Origin of the sequence: Streptomyces sp. NPDC088706, assembly GCF_044752765.1 — a bacterium.
In the GTDB taxonomy this organism is placed as follows: Bacteria; Actinomycetota; Actinomycetes; order Streptomycetales; family Streptomycetaceae; genus Streptomyces.
On sequence record NZ_JBIVLW010000010.1, the window covers coordinates 35194 to 52510 of the forward strand.

A 17317-nucleotide genomic window follows, 5' to 3' on the forward strand; every position below is an offset into this window, starting at 1 on the left:
CGTACGCGGGTGCTCAGCCGAACAGGCCGCGCAGCCAGCCGAAGAGACCGGCCACCCACAGCGTGAGCGGCAGCAGGGCGACGGCGAGGCCGGTGTGCGCCAGCTCCGCCGCCCGGCCCCAGTACGGCAGCACCCGGCGCCCGGGAACGATCCAGGACGCGGTCACGAGGCCGGCGGCGACGGCGAGCAGCACCGCGAAGACCACCACACGGCCGTTTGCGTCGCTGTCCACCGCCCAGGCCCGGGCGAGCAGCAGCAGCCCCCAGATGCCGGGCACCGCCAGGGTGAGGCGCTGGCCGATGTTGACCAGGCCACGGGAGTGCAGGAGCAGCAGCAGGGTCAGCGCGAGCGCGGCGAGCGTCTCGGGCAGGTCCGGGGTCCGGGCGAGGACGGCGAGGGCGGCGGCGGCGATGGTGCCGGTGGCGGCGAAGAGCGCGGTGACCCAGCGCCCGGCCAGTTCGGTGCGCTCGGCGACCTCGTCGCCCGCGTACGGGTCGATGCCTTCCTGGAGCTGTCCGGCGGAGGACGGCAGCGCGGGCATCCGCATTCCGGCCAGTTTGAAGGCGAACGGTGCCACCGCTCCGGCGGCGAGCGCGACGACCGTCGCCACCAGCGCCACGGCGGCCGGCATGTCCAGGCCGGTGTAGCCCATCAGCGCCCCGGAGACCGCGGTGGCGACCGCGACGAGGGCGGTGGCCAGCAGGGCGGGGGCGCCGACCGCAGTGGCGGCGAGCGCGAGGACCGCGCCGCCCGCCGCCGCGGCACCCGCCGCGAGCAGCCGCGCGCCCGCGACCTGCGCCGTGTCGGGGCCGGTCAGGTCGCCGCCGGGCAGCACCCAGCCGACCAGGGCGAAGCAGGGGGCGACCAGCAGGCCGAGCGCGGTGGCCGAGAGGCGGTCGCCGACCGCGCGGCTGGCGGAGCCCGCGCCGGCGAGGAGGAGCAGTCCGGTCACGGCGGCGAGGGCCGCCCGGGTGGTGGCGGAGCCGGTCACTCCGGGCCGGAACACCAGTACCAGGGCGGCCGCCACCGTCGCCACCGCCGTGCCCACCAGCAGGCCCCGCGCCGCCCCGGCGTGCCAGGTGTGCAGTCGGCGGCCCACCGTCTCGGCCATCCCGTCCACCAGGTCGTCGAGCCGCGCCTCGGGCAGCGCCTCGGTGTGCGGGCGCAGATGGAGCACGGCTCCGTCGGCGAGCCCGGCGCCGGCCAGGGTGGTCTCCTCGTCGAGCGGGGCGTCGCCGAGCCGCTGGAGCACCCAGCCGGCGTGGTCGAGCCCGGCCTCCTCGGCCTCCTCGCCGACGTACCGCAGGAGGGTGGGGAGCAGATCGGCGACCGGTACGTCGGCGGGCACGGCCAGATCGATGGTGACGCTCGGCGCACGTACGGTCAGGCGGCACGATTCGGCCACCGCACTGTCGGTCATCAGCAGAACTCTCGTCTTCCGTGCAGGCTTTGACAGGAGACTTCCCCCGAAGAGGGAATGTGCGAACAGTACGGATAAGTCCACACGGTCGTGAACCGGGGGGCCGGGCCGGGAAATTGCACCCGTGCACCGGCGGACACCGCTCCCGCGTGGACAGGTCGCGTTCCGTGAATGCAGACTACTGCCTGCGGCCGCCGGTCGTGCTGCGGGCCGGGCGCCGAATCCGGTATGCGGTTGGTCAGCCCGGAAGTTGGCCGTCCCCCGCTATCCGCTCGAAACATTCACCCGGCGTTCATCGGGCACCTGCGGCCCGGAGAATCAGCCTGGTGCGGTCTTTCCCCCGCCGGGTGCCGCCGGTATTCGGTGCGGGCCGGAAAGTCAGTGAACCGGAGGTTCTGTTCCTTGAGTGTCGTGCTGTTTCGCCGCCCGGCCCGCAGGCGCGGGCCGGAGATGCCCGAGGGGCAGTTGACCCTCCAGGAGCCCCCGGTCCTCGCCGAGTCGGTGCCCGACACCTCGGCGGTGTGGACCTACCTGCCGATGGCGCTGATGTCGGTGTCGATGATGCTGATGTTCCTGCGCCCCGGCGGCGGGAACGGCGTCTTCATGTACCTGGCGATGGGTGTCATGGCGCTCTCCGCCGGTGCCATGCTGCTGGGACAGCTGATGCGCCGCTCCAGTGAGCGCAAGCAGCGACTCAAGGGCGAACGACGGGACTACCTGCGCTACTTGGCGCAGACCCGCAAGCGGGTGCGGACCACCATCGCGGAGCAGCAGCGGGCGCTGGCGTGGCGCCACCCGGAGCCCGCCTCGCTCCGCTCGCTGGCCCGCACCTCCCGGCTGTGGGAACGCCGCCCGGCCGACGAGGACTTCGGCGAGGTCCGTCTCGCGGTCGGCGAACAGCAGCTCGCGCTCACCCTGAACCCGGTCTCCACCCGCCCGGTGGAGGACCTGGAGCCTCTCTGCGCGCACGCCCTGCGCCGCTTCATCCGCGCCTACTCCACCATCCCCGAGCAGCCGCTGGGCCTCTACCTGCGCTCCTCGGCCCGGATCCTGCTGCGCCCGGAGGGGACGCCCGGTGCGCGGAGCGCGCAGCCGGGCGAGGACGGAGGCGACGCCGTACGCTCCCTGGTGCGGGCCGTGCTCGGCCAGCTCGCGGTGTTCCACGCGCCGGAGGAGCTGTGGATCGCCCTCTGCGTCAGCGACGAGCGGCGGCCCGACTGGGAGTGGGTCAAGTGGCTCCCGCACGTGCTGGATCCGCACGAGGAGGACGGCGCGGGGCCGGCCCGCCGGATCACCGCCGACCTCAACGAGCTGGAGGACCTGCTCGGCGCCGAGTTCGCCGAGCGCCCCGGCTTCGACCCGGACGCCCGCCCCGGCCGCGACGAGCCGTACACGGTCGTGGTGCTGGACGGCGTCACCGTCCCGGAGGGCCACCGCTGGGAAGGCCACGGCTACCGCAACGCCCTGGTCCTCGACGTGTCGGGGGCGCTGCGCTGGCGCCCCGGCCGCAACACGCTGCGGCTGACGGCCGGGCCCGACCAGGTGAGCCTGGTGCGCACCGACCGCAGCCGCAAGGAGCGCTCGGTACCGCTGGGCCGCCCCGACCGGCTCGGCCCGCTCGGCGCGGAGTCGCTGGCCCGGCTGCTCACCCCGCGCCGGATGAGCCTGGGCACCGACATCGCCCAGCCGCTGGACACCGACGTCGAGCTGACCACCCTGCTCGGCATCCCCGACCTGCACCGGCACGACCCGCAGACCCTCTTCGACCGGCACTCCGGCGCCGGCCGGCTGCGGGTGCCGATCGCGGTCGGTGTGGACGGCCGCGCGGTCGAGCTGGACATCAAGGAGTCCGCGCAGGGCGGCATGGGCCCGCACGGCATGCTCATCGGCGCCACCGGCTCCGGCAAGAGCGAACTGCTGCGCACCCTCGTCCTCGGTCTGGCCCTGACCAACTCCTCCGAGACCCTCAACTTCGTCCTGGTCGACTTCAAGGGCGGCGCCACCTTCCTCGGCCTGGAGGAACTTCCGCACACCTCCGCCGTGATCACCAACCTGGCCGACGAGGTCGCCCTGGTGGAGCGCATGCAGGACGCCCTGCACGGCGAACTCATCCGCCGCCAGGAGCTGCTGCGCTCGGCGGGCAACTACACCTCCGCCCTGGAGTACGAGCGGGCCCGCGCCGCCGGGGCGGACCTCGCCCCGCTGCCGAGCCTGTTCGTGGTGGTCGACGAGTTCAGCGAACTGCTCTCCACCCACCGGGAGTTCATGGAGCTGTTCGTGATGATCGGGCGCCTGGGCCGGTCGTTGGGCGTGCATCTGCTGCTCGCCTCCCAGCGCCTGGACGAGGGGCGTATGCACCAGTTGGAGAGCCACCTCTCGTACCGCATCGGGCTGCGCACCTTCTCCGCGATGGAGAGCCGCGGTGTGCTCGGCGTCCCCGACGCCTACGAGCTCCCCGCCGCGCCCGGGAGCGGCTATCTGAAGTCCGGGGTGGAGGCGCTGACCCGGTTCCGCGCCGCGTACTCCTCGGGGACGTACCGGCGGCGGACCGGTGCCGTGGTGCGGGCCCGGGTGGCGAGCCAGGTGGTGCCGTGGACCAGCGGCTGGGTGGTCCCCCGCACCCTGGAGACCCCGCCCGAACCGGAGCCGGAGACGGCGGAGGCGGAGGAGACGGAGGCGCTGCTCGATGTGGCGCTGGACCGGCTGCGCGGCTCCGGGCCCGACGCGCACCAGGTGTGGCTGCCGCCGCTGGACGAGCCGTCCCCGCTGGACGCCCTGCTGCCGGGTATCGCGCCGGACGGGGAGCGCGGCCTGATCGCCTCGGGGTGGCCGGGCGCCGGGCGCCTGCGGGTCCCGGTCGGTCTGGTGGACAAGCCGTTCGAGCAGCGCCGCGACCCGCTGGTCGTGGACCTCTCCGGCGCGGGTGGCCATGTCGCGGTCGCGGGTGGTTCGCAGAGCGGCAAGTCGACGCTGGCCCGTACGCTGATCGCCGCCCTCGCGCTCACCCACACTCCGGCCGAAGTGCAGTTCTACTGCCTGGACTTCGGCGGCGGCGGTCTCTCCCAGCTCGCCGCGCTCCCGCATGTCGGCGGGGTCGCGGCACGGCTCAACCCGGAGCGGGTGCACCGGGCGGTCGCCGAGGTGATGGCGCTGCTGGCCCGACGCGAGCAGTTCTTCGTGGACCACACGCTCGACTCCATGCAGTCCTACCGCCGGCGCCGGGCCGCCGGGGAGTTCCCCGACGAGCCGTTCGGCGACGTGTTCCTGGTGGTCGACGGCTGGTCCACGGTCCGCCAGGACTACGACGACCTGATCCCGAAGTTCAACGAACTCGCCGCCCGAGGTCTCAACTACGGCATCCACCTGATTATCACCACCACCCGCTGGGTGGAGCTGTCCGCGCAGGTCCGCGACCAGGCCGCCACCCGGCTGGAGCTGCGGATGGGCGACCCGATGGACTCCGAGATCGACACCCGTAAGGCCCGCACGGTGCCGCGCACCGGCGGCCGGGGCATCACCGCCGACAGCAAGATGCACTTCCTCGCCGGTCTGCCCCGCCTGGACGGCAGCGGCTCCCTGGACGACCTCGGTGAAGGCGTCGCCCACCTGGTCGCCGAAGTCGCCCGGCACTGGTCCGGCCCGCCCGCCCCGCAGGTCCGGATGCTCCCGCACCGCCTCCCGCTCACCGACCTGCCCGCGCCCCAGGCCACCGAGGGCGGCGGTGTGCGCCTGGCGCTCGGCCTGGACCAGGACGCGCTGGAACCGGTCTGGCACGACTTCAGCCGGACCCCGCACCTGATCGCGGTCGGCGACACCGAGAGCGGCAAGACCAACCTGCTGCGCCTGATCACCAAGGGCATCACCGCCCGGTACGCCCCCGAGGAGGCGAAGATCATCGCGGTGGACTACCGGCGCACCCTGGTCGACGCCATCCCCGAGGAGTACCGCATCGGGCACGTCATCTCCCTGGACAACCTCAACGAGACCATCGAGGGCGCGGCCCGTGCGATGAAGACCCGCGTCCCCGGCGCGGACATCGCTCCGGCCCGGATGCGCACCTGCGACTGGTGGACCGGCCCGCGCCTGTTCATCCTGGTCGACGACTACGACATGGTCTCCGGCAACTCCTTCCAGAGCCCCTTCGAGCCGCTGTTCGCGCATCTGACCCTCGGCTTCGAGATGGGCCTGCACCTGGTCGTCGCCCGCAGCGCCATGGGCGCCGGACGCGGCCTGAGCGACGGCCTGGTCCGCCGCCTGGACGAGGCGAACAACCCGGCCGTGCTGCTCTCCTGCCCGCCCACGGAGGGCCGCCTCTTCGGTAACGCGAAGCCGTTGAACCTGCCGCCGGGCCGGGCCCTGCACATCGCCCGCCGCAAGCCGCGGCTGATACAGACGGCGCTGGTGGAGGAGGGCTGAGGGCATGGCTGATGCGCCCTGCCGTGGAGGTTTCGCGGTGGGGCGCCTCAGCCGTTCACGCCTGGTCCGCCCCCGCCGGGCGCCAGCCCCGGGCGCGGGCCCGGGTCAGGGCGAAACCGGCCCAGAGGACGGCGAGGACACCGGCCGACCCGAGGAGGACGAAGAGGGTGGCCCGGCCGGTGGCGCGGTCGGTGTCGGAGGTGTCGCGTACGGTCACGGAACCGGCGGCGCGCCCGGCCCCGGCGGCCGGCGCGCCGGGCTCGCCGAGGACCGTGGTGACGGCGGCGTAGGCGTCCAGCTGGGGGAGGTCGGCCGGGTACGCGGTGGCTGTGAGCCGACGGGTCACCGCCTCGGCCGAGTCGTCGGGGTGGGTGGCGCGGACCACGGCCGCGGTACCGGCCGCGTACGCGGTGGCCACCGCGACGCCACTGCCGAGGTAGTGCCCGCTCCCGCGCGGCCCGCCGGAGACCACCCCGGCGCCGGGGGCGGCCAGGTCGACGGTGCCGGTGGGCAGCGCGCCGTCCGGGCGGGTGCCGGCGGGCAGCATGTCGGCGACGGCGAGGACGCCGGGCTCTCCGGCGGGCCAGTAGGTACGGGAGGCCATCTCGTCGGCGGAGCCGCGCGACGGCGGGTCCGGGGTGGCCGCGGCGACCACCACCGCCCCGGCCTTACGGGCCTCGGCCACGGCACGGGTGAGGGCGGTGTCCTTGCGCGGGAAAGCCACCGCCACCGCGATCACGTCGGCCCGGGCGGTGGTCGCGGCCCGTACCGCCGCCGTGACGAGCTCGGGGTCCGGCTGCCCGCGCCGGTCGGTGCCGCGCAGGGCCAGGATCTTCGCGCCCGGGGCGACCCCGGCCAGCCGGGGGGTGTTCCCGCCGGTCCCGGCGATCAGCCCGGCCAGGAACGTACCGTGCCCGACGCAGTCGTCGGCGGCCTCGCCCCGCGCGGTGACCCGGCCGTCGAGCCCGGCGGCCCCGGGGTCGACCCCGGTGGAGATCAGCGCGACGGTCACCCCGGCCCCGGCCCCGGTGGAATGCCGGCGCAGCCGGTCCAGGTCGAGGCGCTGACGCGACCAGTCCTGCTTCTTCGCCTTCTCCTCGGAGGCGGGGGTGCAGGCCACCGCCTCGGCCCCAGGGTCGAGCGCGGTGGGCATGCCGGGCAGTTCCTGGCCCTTCTTCCCGTCGGCGGCGGGGAGGACCACGGGCGTACGGGGGTGGGGCGAAGCAGGGGTACGGGAGAGGGGCGCCGCCTGGGCCGGGGCGACGGCCGCGGGCAGCACCAGGGCGGCCGCGAGCCCGGCACCGTACAGCAGGCGGGTCGTCCCCCGGACGGGCGGCCTCACCGGGGGACCGCCTTCGGGGCCACCGCCGTGACGTCCGCCGGCAGGAGGACGCGCAGGTCGTCCAGGGTGGGCGCGGCCAGCGAACTGAGCCTGCCCGCCTGCCGGGTGACCATCGACTCGACCACCTGGCGGGCCAGGCGGGCGTTGCCGAAGGAGCGGTCCCGGGGCAGCGCGTCGAAGTACTCCCTGAGCAGCGGCCCGGTGCCGGGCCCGCACTCGTACCCCATGTTCGCGGCCTGGGCGCGCACGATGGTGACCAGCTCCTCGGAGGAGTAGTCGGCGAAGGCGATCCGGCGCGGGAAGCGGGAGGAGAGGCCCGGGTTGGAGGCGAGGAAGCGTTCCATCTCGTCGGTGTAGCCGGCGACGATGACGACCACCTCGTCGCGGTGGTCCTCCATCAGCTTCAGCAGCGTGTCCACGGCCTCCTGGCCGAAGTCGGCGCCGCCGCCACGCGGGGTGAGAGTGTACGCCTCGTCGATGAACAGCACTCCGCCACGGGCCCGTTCGAAGACCTCCCGGGTCAGCTGGGCGGTGTGGCCGATGTAGCGGCCGACGAGGTCGGCGCGGGCCGCCTCGATCAACTGGCCCCGTTCCAGGACGCCGAGCTGGGTGAGCACCTCCCCGTAGAGGCGGGCGACGGTGGTCTTGCCGGTGCCGGGCGGTCCGGTGAAGACCAGGTGGTTGCTGAGCGAGGGGACGGGGAGCCCGGCGGCGGCGCGGTGGCGGGCGGTGGTGATGAGGTTGACCAGGTCGGCGACCTCGCGCTTCACCTCGGCCAGGCCGATCATGTCGCCGAGGCGGGTGAGCGGGTCGTCGGCCGGTGCGGCGGCTCCCGCGACGGACGCGGCGGCGGTGGCGGAGACGTCGTCGGGGAGCAGCAGCCGCAGATCGTGCTCGCTGACCTGCGGCTGCGCGGAGAGCCGGACTGCCTGCCGGTCCACCATCTCCTCGAACACCCCGCGCGCGGCACGGCCGTTGCCGAATCCCGCGTCCCGGTCCATCGCGCCGAAGTGGGCGGCCAGCGCCTCGGCCGTGCCCTCACCCAGCTCGTACTGGTGCTGGGCGCACATGCTTTCCATGATCGAGACCAGGTCGGGCACCGAGTAGTTCTCGAACTCGACGGTCCGTGAGAAGCGGGAAGCCAGACCCGGGTTGGAGCTGAGGAAGGAGTCCATCTCGCGGGAGTAGCCGGCCGCGACCACCACCACGTCGTCGCGGTGGTCCTCCATCAGCTTCAGCAGGGTGTCCACGGCCTCGCGGCCGAAGTCGGCGCCGCCGTTGCCGCTGTCGGTGGTGAGCGTGTAGGCCTCGTCGATGAACAGCACCCCGCCGAGGGCCCGTTGGAAGGTCTCGGAGGTCTTGATCGCGGTGCCGCCGACGACCTGGGCGACCAGGTCGGCGCGGGAGACCTCCACCAGGTGGCCGCTGCGCAGGGAACCCAGCTCGGCCAGGATCGCCCCGTAGAGACGGGCGACGGTGGTCTTGCCGGTGCCGGGCGGGCCGGCGAAGACCAGGTGCCTGCTCATCGGCGGTGCGGGCATGCCGAGTTGCTCACGGCGCTGGGCGAGCTGGGTGAGGTTGACCAGGGTGCGCACCTGCTGCTTGACGTTCTCCAGGCCGATCAGCGCGTTGAGGGCGCCGAGCGGGCCGTCCGCACGGTCCGGCGGGGGCGCGTCGGCGGCGCCGGACCCGGCCGGGTCGGTGTTCTCGGCGCTGCCGCTGCCCCAGGCGTCCCGCTTGCCGTTGCCGACGCTGTTCAGGCCCTCCACGGCGAGCCGTTCGCCGGGGGCGGTCTGCACCAGGCCGCCGCCCTCGTTCTCCCGGGCGGCGCAGTTGACGAGCGAGACGGGGGCGGTGGACTCCACCCGGAAGCCGTCCTGGGCGCCCCCGTTCGCCTCGCAGCCGCTGAGCGAGGCCAGCGCGCCCTCGCGGAGCAGGAAGCCGTGGCCCTTGGGGGCGTGCACGGAGGTGCGGTTGGCGGTCAGTTCGCCTCCGGCGGCGACGACCACGCCCTCCTCGCCGGAGATCTCGACGCGGAAGTCGCGGACGGTGACGTTGCCGCCGTCCTCCACGACCAGGCCGCTGGTGGCGGTGTCGGAGACCCCGCCGCCGGCCAGGTAGAGGGTGGAGCCGGAGGCCACCCGTACGCCGGCGCCCTTGGGCCGGACTATCTCGCAGTCCTCGACGCGGCCCCGGGCGTCCCGGGTGGCCACGATCCCGTCGCCGGAGGGCTCCACCAGGCGCGCGCGGCGCAGCAGCGGGTTGGCGCCGCCCTGCAGGGCGACGGCGGGCGAGGAGCCGATGACCTCCAGGCGGTCCAGCTCGGGCGCCGAGTCCTCCTCCAGGAGCAGCCCGGCGCCTTCGCAGTCGCGGACGGTCAGCCCGGTCAGCGCCGGGGAGGAGGCCCCGGCCACGCGCAGTGCGGCGCCCTGCGCCCCGTCCACCCAGCAGTCCTCGAAGGTGCCGCGGGCCCGGTCGGTGACCACTACGCCGTGACCGCGCACGCGCGAGACACGGCAGCGGCGCAGGACCGGGTCGGTGCCCCCGGCCAGGGCGATCCCGTTGCCGGAGGAGCCGGTGACGCGGACGTCCTCCAGCGTGGTGCGGCCCGCGCTGCTCAGGTGCACGCCGGTGCTGGTGTCGTGCACCACGGTCCGGACGACCGAGACGGCCGAGTTCTCCTCCAGGGCGATGGAGGGCTTGTCGGTGGAGGAGATGTCGCAGTCCTCGACGGTGCCGCGGGTCTCGCCGTTGGCGAGCAGGCCGTTGCCGCGGGCGCCGCGTACCGTGCAGTCGCGGATGCGTGCCTCACCCTGCTCGGCGAGGACGAGGCCGCTGGTGCCGAGGTGTTCGAGGGTGCAGGACTCGACGGTGGTGGGGGTGGTGGAGGTGACGACGATGCCCGCACCCTGCGGGTTGCTCACCCGGCAGTCCCGCAGCGCGAGGGAGCCGGTGCCGCCGGCCAGCATCGCCGTCCAGGCGGCGCCGATGACCTCGCAGCCGTCGAACGCCGCCTGCCCGCGCCGGACATCGACCGCGGGCAGCTCGGAGTCCCCGCCGCGCAGGGTGAGTTCGGAGAGCATCACGGCGTCGGCGCGCAGTGCGACCACGCTGCCCGAACGCGGCCGGATCTCCACCGTGCCCCGCCCCTCGGCGGCGGTGAGGGTGACCCGGGTGTGGATCACCAGATTCTCCGCGTACGTTCCGGGCCGGACGCTGATCAGCGCGCCGGTACGGGCGGCGGCCAGCGCCTCGCCGATCGTCGAAAAGCGGTCCCCGGGGCCGACCGACAGTACCTGGCGCGACACGCACCAACCTCCTCGCTACGGCGGCGTCCTCGACGGACGCCCCTCTTCGCCGGGGACGCGGTTCGGCGGTCCCGGCGATGCCATCATGCCTCGCCCGGTGCGCACGGATGCCGGGAGCGGGGCTGCCGGCACCGGGGCGTCCGGGTCAGGCGCTCCACTTCTGGTTGTCGAGGCCCGTGCAGGTCCACAGGATCAGATAGGTCTCCGGGCCCTTGCCCCGGCTGTGGTTCGGGATGTCGACGCACTTGCCGACGACGGTGTTGACCAGGTCGTGGGCGCCGTTGAGGGCGAACTTCTGGGCGGCGGACCCGTTGCACCAGGCGAGCTGGATGCGTGCGCCGTCGTTGAAGTTCGCGTTGGCGACATCCAGGCACTTGTCCTTGGCCCGGATGGTGCCGTCGGAGCCGAAGCGCCACTTCTGGGCGTCGGCACCGTTGCAGTCCCACATGAACAGCGGCTGGCCGTCGTTGAAGTTGTGGCCGGGTACGTCGATGCAGCGGCCGGAGAGATGGCTGCGGAAGGAGACGGGCCCGCTGAAGGTCACGCCGGGCCCGGCCTTGGCGGGCTGGTTCCTCGTACCGCCGGACTTCGCCTGCCCGCTCGCCTTCTCGGGCTGCGCCTTCGGACCGTCGGCCTTCTTCGGCGGGTCCTGGGGCGCGGTCTCCTTCTTCGGTCCGTCCTTGCCGCCGGCCGACGGCTCGGGCGCGGGAACCACCGGCACGGGCCTGTCGAGCTTCTTCGGCTCACCGCCGCCCTTCTCGTCCTCGGCCGGCGAGCTGGTCTCGGGCACGGTGACGGCGAATTCGCCGGGCGCCTCCTGGTCACTCCCGTCGAGCACCGTCCCGGCCGCCGCCGTGGACGGCTGCTTCGGCCCGTCGTCGTCGCTCCCGGCGAGTACGAGGAAGGGCACGGACACGAGCAGCGCCCCCACCACAGCCGCGCCGGCGAGGGCGGCCTTGCCCGGCCGGCCCACCGGCCCGGTCTCCTGCTGCGGCCGGCCGATGGCGGTGGCGGTCATGGTCCGTACGAGGGCGGGGAGCCGGCTGTGGGCGGCGGCGGAGGCACTGGGGTCGGGGTCGGCCTCGGGGGCGGCCTGGGCCTCAGGGGTGGTCTGCGCCTCAGGGATGGTTCGGGACTCGGGGGTGGTCTGGGGCTCGGGGGCGGTCTGGGGCTCGGGGGCGGCCTGCGCCTCAGGGATGGTTCGAGCCTCGGGGGCGGCCTGGGCCGCGGGGGCGGTCTGGGCCACCGCGAGGGGCTTGCGCTCCTCGGCTTCCTTCCCGGTCTCCGGGGCCTCGGTGGCCGCTGCTTCGGTCTTCGCCTGTACGGAAGCGGAGTCGGGCGCGGCAGCCGCGTCAGGAGCGACCGGCTCGACGGGGGCAGCGCTCGCACCGGACTTCGCGGCCGCCCCCTCCCTCTCGGTGCCGGACTCCGGGCGAGCCTCCGGGGAGGCGGGGGTCTGCTGGGGCGACGGACGCGTCACGGGGTCCTCCCTGTGGTGTGGGGCCAGGTGTCGATCGAGTCGGGGCCGGCCGCCCCGGTCGCGGGGTCGGGACGCACGGACCCGAGAAGGCTGTCGGCCGGGACGAGCAGGGGAGCCGCGGCACCGGAGTTGACCGACAACAGGGCGCCGGCGGTCGCCACCGACCGGGCCAACTCCCCGGCGGCCAGGTGGTCATGGTGAAGTGCCGCGGACATGAACGCATGAGTGGGCGAGGTGAACACCAGCACCACCGGCGCCCCGTCCCGCCCGGCGGCCAGGAGCGGCCCGCCGTCCGGCCCCCGTACGACGGTGACGTCCGCGTCCGCGAGGGCGGCCAGCACCTCGTCCACCGTTCCGTACCCGGTGGCGGCCCGCTGAGCCGCCGCGTCCACCGGATCGGTGGGCTCCGGCCAGCCGAGGACGCGAGCCGAAGGGCGGTAGGCGGGGTTGGCGCGGTACTCCCCCACGCTCCCGCTCGCGTCCGACTGCCACTCCCCCAGCACGGCCCACTCCGGGGGCGTGCGCTCCTCGGTCCACTCCGGGTCGACGATCCCGACCCAGTGCCCCGGCGCCCGGCGGGCGGCGTCCCTCACCGCCTCGGGGATGGCGGGCGGGTCGCCGTGCCCGTCCTCTTGCCGTTCTCCGGGCCGCATCTCCACCTGAACTCTTGGCTCCGTACGAATTCTTGAGCGCCGGACGGCACACGCGCACCGCCGACCGTGATCAGATCGGGGAGCCAACAGGATGTCATACGAGCCCCTGCCGCGGGGCTCCGCGAAGAATCCGTATCGGTCGCCCACGTGCCCGTTTGCTGCCCGAACAGAGAACTTTCCGGGACCAGTTGGGCGTGGAAGGACAAAGCGCCGAGGGCGTTCGGGGCGAGACACCGCCCGCCCTCGCCGCGACGGGCTACGTTGGGCGCGCCACCGAGGAGGAGTCACCGCATGCCCCCCGAGCACCCCGCCCACGGCACCGACACCGCGGCAGCCGCCCCTCGCACGGAGAGGGCGGGCCCCACGGCCGCCGCACCGCCCGAGGAGACGAAGACCCCACCCCCCACCGCCGAGACGAAGTCCCCACCCCCCGTCTCCGAGGCGAAGACCCCGTCCCCGGCTTCCGAGGCCGAGCAGGCCGCCCCGTCGCCCGCGAAGGCAACCGCCGAGGCGGAGTCCGCCCGGAAGGCCGCCGCCGAGGCGAAGCGGGCTGAGGAACCCGAGGCGCCCACGACGGGCCTTGCGACGGCGACGGCGACGGCCATCGGCACGACGCCGGCCACCAGAACGGTCACCGCGACCGACAAGGGACGCCCCCGCACACCGGTCCTGGCGGGGGCCGTGTTCCTCGGAGCCGCCTTGGTGGCGATACCCGTGCTCCTCATGGGCAGCGCGAACGACGAGGACGCCCGCAACACCGGCACGGCACCGATCGCCGGGAGCGCCGACACGGTCCTCGACCCGGAGTCCGCCCCGGCCGCCCTGGACGACTACGTGGCGGTGAAACCCACGCCGTCCCCGAGCGAGCAGAAGAAGATCACCCCGCCGAAGGCCGCCCCCGCGCCCGAGCCCCGGACCAGCGCCCCCACCGTGAAGCCGAAGCCGAGGACGTCGGCGAAACCGACCCCCGAGCCCAAACCCGAACCCAAGCCCGAAGCGACGCCCCAGCCGAACTGGGGCACCCAGACGGTCTCCGCGACCAGTTCCATCGGGGTCGGCCAGTCCTGGGCCACCAACCGCATCCGCATGACCATGCAGCAGGACGGCAACCTCGTCGTCTACAACGAGCAGAACAAGCCCATCTGGGCCGCGATGACCTTCGGCGGGAACCACCGGGCGATCTTCCAGCCGGACGGCAACCTGGTCATCCACAACGGGGACGACCGCGCGATCTGGGCTTCCAGGACCCATGATTTCGCAGGCGCCCAGATGGTCCTTGGGGCCGACGCCAAGGTGGTCATCGTCCACAACGGCAGGGTGGTCTGGTCGACCTGACGCGCCGGTCGACGGGACGGCTCCAGGGCCACGTTGTTCTGCGACATTGCAGATGTGATGATGTGAACCATGTCTGAGCACGAAGGCCCGGCAGACGGAGAGCCACGGCCGAACATTCCGAGGTCACGGCTGGCGGAATACGTGGAGATGGCCGGTCCGGCAGGGGAACAGGATGAGGCGGCAGGTGCGGCGGGCAGCCTTCCCGCCGAGCCCGCACCCGCGCGACCGGACACTCCGGCACAGCCGGACACCGGCCCGGCCGTGCCCGCGTCGCCGGAGGACCCTCTCGTCACCGCGAGGCGGCTGGAGTTCGCCGCCCTGCTGGAGAGGTTCCGGTCCACGGCGGTCCTGGTGCCGCTGGGCGAGGGACCGTCGACCGACACCGAACGCGGTCTGCTCACCGCCGACCTCAACGGCATCCGTTTCATCCTGGCCTTCTCCGATCAGCAGGCCCTCGCCCGATACGCCCAGGTCCGCGGGGAGTTCCACCGCGAGTGGGCCTATCGGACCGTCCTCGGTGCGCGGTTGCTGGACGTGGCCGTTCCTGCGGCCGGAGTGCCGTGCGGGGTCGCGCTCGACTGCGCGGACGGACCGGACGGTGTGATTTTCCCGCCGGTGAAGGGGATCGTGCCCGGCGGGGCCGCGGTCGACGCCGGCACAACCAACACGTACGAGTAGGGGAGAACCATGAACGGGGGCGGCGAGGACCTGAGGACCCAGGGCCTGAATCTGATCGCCAAGGGCCTGACCGACGCGCTCAGCGAGTTGAAGGAACTGGGCATGGTCGGACAGGCCGGCAGGGGGCGCGGTTTCGAGGAAATCGCCTTGTCGGGCCTGGAGCTGGGTGAGGCAGGACTGACCGATGAGTTCACCTCGTTCTGCGAGCGCTGGGAGTGGGGCGTGCGCTCACTGATCAGCGAGGGCAACGGGTTCGCCGTACGCACGGGCCTGTCGGCCGGTACCTACTACGAGACCGAGCAGTACGTCGAGGGCACCTTCAAGGTCGTCACGAACGCGGCGATCGGCAATCCTTACGCTTCCGAGGACGAGGTCACCCAGCAGGGCTGGGGGGACATCGCCACCTCCGGCGCCTTCGGCGGCGTCGACTACAGCCGGGAATCGTGGGACCGGGCCGGGGAGAACATCGAGCAGGGCTGGAAGGACGCCGGGCGCGATGTGATGACCTCCCGGACCGTCGGGCCGATGGGGATCGGCCCGGAGACCCTCCGCAGCGGACTGGGCGTCTCCGATGCCGAGTACGACCGCATGCTGGACGACACCTTCGGGCCGTCTCCCGAAGCACGCGCCGAGGCCGCCGCCCGACAGCAGCAGGGCGGGGGCGAGGGCTGATGGGCGTCCTCGGGGACCTCGGCGACGGTCTCAGGAACCTCGGCAGCGACGTCAAGGACGGCCTCAACGACGGCCTCGGGGCGCTTGAGGACGGCATCGACGAGGGCAAGAGAATCGTCGGCGAAGGGGTCGACTGGGGCACGAACAAGGTCGGCGACGGCCTGGACCAGGTCGGCCTGCACGGCGCCGCCGACGCCGTCCAGGACTGGGGCGACGGGGTCGCCTCCGACCTCGGCGCCACCCCCGGCGAACAGCAACTCGGCCAGACCGAGGACGCCGACGAACTCGTCCATGGCAACCCTGGCAAGATCTCGGCGAGCGCGAAGCACCTCAAGGACTTCCAGTCGGCCTTCGACAAGGTCGGCCAGGGCATGCGCAGTCTCGACTCCGCCCACTGGAAAGGTGAGGGCGGTGACACCTTCCGCCAGAAGTTCGAGATGCACCCCACGAAGTGGCTTCACGCATCCGACGCCTGCGAGAGCGCGGGAGCAGCCCTGGAGGCGTACGCCGAGACCGTCAAGTGGGCACAGGGCCAGGCGAAGGAAGCCATCGCGCTCTACAAGAGGGGCAAGCTCGCCTCCCAGCAGGCGGTGACGGCGTACAACCAGCGCATCGACGCGTACAACGCGAAGGTCAAGGCCGACCAGGACCCCGGCCCGGTGCCCGAGCCCTTCAAGGACCCCGGCAGGGCCGACATCCATGCCGCACGGGAGAAGCTCGCCGAGGCCCGCGGGCAGCGGAACACGGCTGCCGCGACAGCCCGCGGCAAGATCAAGGCGGCACTGGCCCACGCCCCCGCCGAGCCCCCGGCGCTGGACCGGCTCGGCAACGACCTCGTCGACGGCTACCACGCCGTGAACACCGAGCTCACCCACGTCGTCGGCGGCGCCCTCAAAGGCACCGCGGGGCTGCTCAACTTCGCCCGTGGCCTCAACCCCCTCGACCCCTACAACCTCACCCACCCCGCCGAGTACGTCCAGAACGTCAACACGACGCTGGCCGGGCTGGTGTCCACGGCCGCACACCCGGAGCGGGTCGTCCAGGCAGCCGTGGACGGCTTCAAGAAGGATCCCTCCGAGTTCTTCGGCCGCCTTCTCCCCGAAGTCGTCGGCACCAAGGGCGCCGGCCTCGCCCGCGGTGGAGCACGGCTCGGGCTGAAGTACGCGGACGAAGCCGCCGGTCCCGTGCCGTCGAAGTGGAACGACCTCGCGCGCAGCACGGACACGGTGAAGGAGAAGGCGATCCACTATGACTCGGTGGATCCGAAGAAGGCTCAGGAATTCCTGGATTCCGAGTATCCGTGGATGCGGGACGTCAACAACACCGGGCAGCCCGGCTACACCATGAACTGCAGCCACAACACCGTGACCGTGGATCGCCGCCTGGACGGCATCGACGTCAGTGCGGCTCCGAAGCAGGGCGGCGACCACATCCCACCGGAGCAGCTCGGCCTGAAGGACAGGGCCAAGGGGCAGTACGACTTCGTGAATAGCTACGATGACATCATCCGTGACCTCGAAGCCCGCGGGGAGGGCGCGCGAAGCGCCGTCTACATCAGCCGCCCCAACAACACAGCCCATATCTTCAACGCCGTCAACACCCCGCACGGCGTCGTATTCCTCGATGGCCAGAGCGGGACTCTTGGAATGCTGGAGAAGAACGTCACGTCCATCGGACACATTCCCTATCGCAATGGAGTAGTTCCCTAGATGGTAGAAAAAGACGACGTAGTGACGAGAGCGGCCGAGTTTCTCAGAAAAGTCGCTTACCCGGACAGGGCTGATTCCGTGGTGATGCTCCCGGAGACGGCAATCGAGTTCACCTACGGCTGGACTGTCTGCTTCGACTTCAAGGAACACATCGAAACAGGTGATTTCGTGCAGGCGCCGTTCTCCGCCGTGGTCGTCGTCCCGCACGACGGATCGGCCGCACACTTCGCTCCCACCTTCCCCCCGACGGAGGAGTACATGGCCCTCCAGGCATCGGGCAACTGGCCGCCCCGGAAAGGCTGAG

11 protein-coding genes are annotated in these 17317 nt (G+C 72.9%); 6 read left to right on the forward strand and 5 right to left on the reverse strand.

Annotation, left to right across the window (positions count from 1 at the left end):
- Positions 1 to 13 precede the first annotated feature (13 nt).
- On the reverse strand, positions 14 to 1420 hold the full coding sequence (gene eccD, locus ACIQAK_RS22100; protein ID WP_366390611.1) for a type VII secretion integral membrane protein EccD: 1407 nt from the start codon (positions 1418 to 1420) through the stop codon (positions 14 to 16).
- A 402-nt stretch (positions 1421 to 1822) separates the two neighbouring features.
- On the opposite strand from eccD, the gene eccCa reads away from it, so the two are divergent.
- Positions 1823 to 5836, forward strand: a complete 4014-nt coding sequence (gene eccCa / locus ACIQAK_RS22105; RefSeq protein ID WP_366390612.1) for a type VII secretion protein EccCa — start codon at positions 1823 to 1825, stop codon at positions 5834 to 5836.
- 55 nt (positions 5837 to 5891) lie between these two features.
- Here eccCa and ACIQAK_RS22110 read toward each other — a convergent pair whose 3' ends face one another.
- From ACIQAK_RS22110 to ACIQAK_RS22125, 4 genes are all read right to left on the reverse strand, one after another.
- Positions 5892 to 7178, reverse strand: a complete 1287-nt coding sequence (locus ACIQAK_RS22110; protein ID WP_366390613.1) for a S8 family serine peptidase — start codon at positions 7176 to 7178, stop codon at positions 5892 to 5894.
- Positions 7175 to 10486, reverse strand: coding sequence for a right-handed parallel beta-helix repeat-containing protein (locus ACIQAK_RS22115; protein WP_366390614.1), 3312 nt, complete (start codon positions 10484 to 10486; stop codon positions 7175 to 7177). Before ACIQAK_RS22115 ends, ACIQAK_RS22110 begins: the two co-directional genes overlap by 4 nt.
- A 145-nt stretch (positions 10487 to 10631) precedes the next feature.
- Positions 10632 to 11966 (reverse strand): ricin-type beta-trefoil lectin domain protein, encoded by a 1335-nt coding sequence (locus ACIQAK_RS22120; protein ID WP_366390615.1) that lies wholly within the window; start codon positions 11964 to 11966, stop codon positions 10632 to 10634.
- Positions 11963 to 12619: a type VII secretion system-associated protein gene (locus tag ACIQAK_RS22125; protein ID WP_366390616.1), complete on the reverse strand. Its 657-nt coding sequence runs from the start codon at positions 12617 to 12619 to the stop codon at positions 11963 to 11965. The genes ACIQAK_RS22120 and ACIQAK_RS22125 overlap by 4 nt, the downstream gene beginning before the upstream one ends.
- A gap of 291 nt (positions 12620 to 12910) precedes the next feature.
- On the opposite strand from ACIQAK_RS22125, the gene ACIQAK_RS22130 reads away from it, so the two are divergent.
- From ACIQAK_RS22130 to ACIQAK_RS22150, 5 genes are all read left to right on the forward strand, one after another.
- Positions 12911 to 13954: a mannose-binding protein gene (locus ACIQAK_RS22130; protein WP_366390617.1), complete on the forward strand. Its 1044-nt coding sequence runs from the start codon at positions 12911 to 12913 to the stop codon at positions 13952 to 13954.
- 69 nt (positions 13955 to 14023) lie between these two features.
- On the forward strand, positions 14024 to 14632 hold the full coding sequence (locus ACIQAK_RS22135) for a hypothetical protein (RefSeq protein WP_401848735.1): 609 nt from the start codon (positions 14024 to 14026) through the stop codon (positions 14630 to 14632).
- A gap of 9 nt (positions 14633 to 14641) precedes the next feature.
- A complete protein-coding gene (locus ACIQAK_RS22140; protein WP_366390618.1) occupies positions 14642 to 15304 on the forward strand; it encodes a hypothetical protein in 663 nt (220 codons plus the stop codon).
- The gene (locus tag ACIQAK_RS22145) at positions 15304 to 17013 is read left to right on the forward strand and encodes a putative T7SS-secreted protein (protein WP_366390619.1); all 1710 of its coding nucleotides are present in this window, start codon (positions 15304 to 15306) and stop codon (positions 17011 to 17013) included. Before ACIQAK_RS22140 ends, ACIQAK_RS22145 begins: the two co-directional genes overlap by 1 nt.
- The gene (locus ACIQAK_RS22150; protein WP_366390620.1) at positions 17014 to 17316 is read left to right on the forward strand and encodes a YrhB domain-containing protein; all 303 of its coding nucleotides are present in this window, start codon (positions 17014 to 17016) and stop codon (positions 17314 to 17316) included.
- The last annotated feature ends 1 nt before the right edge of the window (position 17317 follow it).

What these genes read in the sequence shown, in the direction of transcription:
- eccD (WP_366390611.1), bottom strand. Translation starts at nt 1,420, where the DNA reads ATGACCGACAGTGCGGTGGCCGAATCGTGCCGCCTGACCGTACGTGCG.
- ACIQAK_RS22125 (WP_366390616.1), bottom strand. Translation starts at nt 12,619, where the DNA reads ATGCGGCCCGGAGAACGGCAAGAGGACGGGCACGGCGACCCGCCCGCC.
- ACIQAK_RS22130 (WP_366390617.1), top strand. Translation starts at nt 12,911, where the DNA reads ATGCCCCCCGAGCACCCCGCCCACGGCACCGACACCGCGGCAGCCGCC.
- ACIQAK_RS22135 (WP_401848735.1), top strand. Translation starts at nt 14,024, where the DNA reads ATGTCTGAGCACGAAGGCCCGGCAGACGGAGAGCCACGGCCGAACATT.
- ACIQAK_RS22140 (WP_366390618.1), top strand. Translation starts at nt 14,642, where the DNA reads ATGAACGGGGGCGGCGAGGACCTGAGGACCCAGGGCCTGAATCTGATC.
- ACIQAK_RS22145 (WP_366390619.1), top strand. Translation starts at nt 15,304, where the DNA reads ATGGGCGTCCTCGGGGACCTCGGCGACGGTCTCAGGAACCTCGGCAGC.
- ACIQAK_RS22150 (WP_366390620.1), top strand. Translation starts at nt 17,014, where the DNA reads ATGGTAGAAAAAGACGACGTAGTGACGAGAGCGGCCGAGTTTCTCAGA.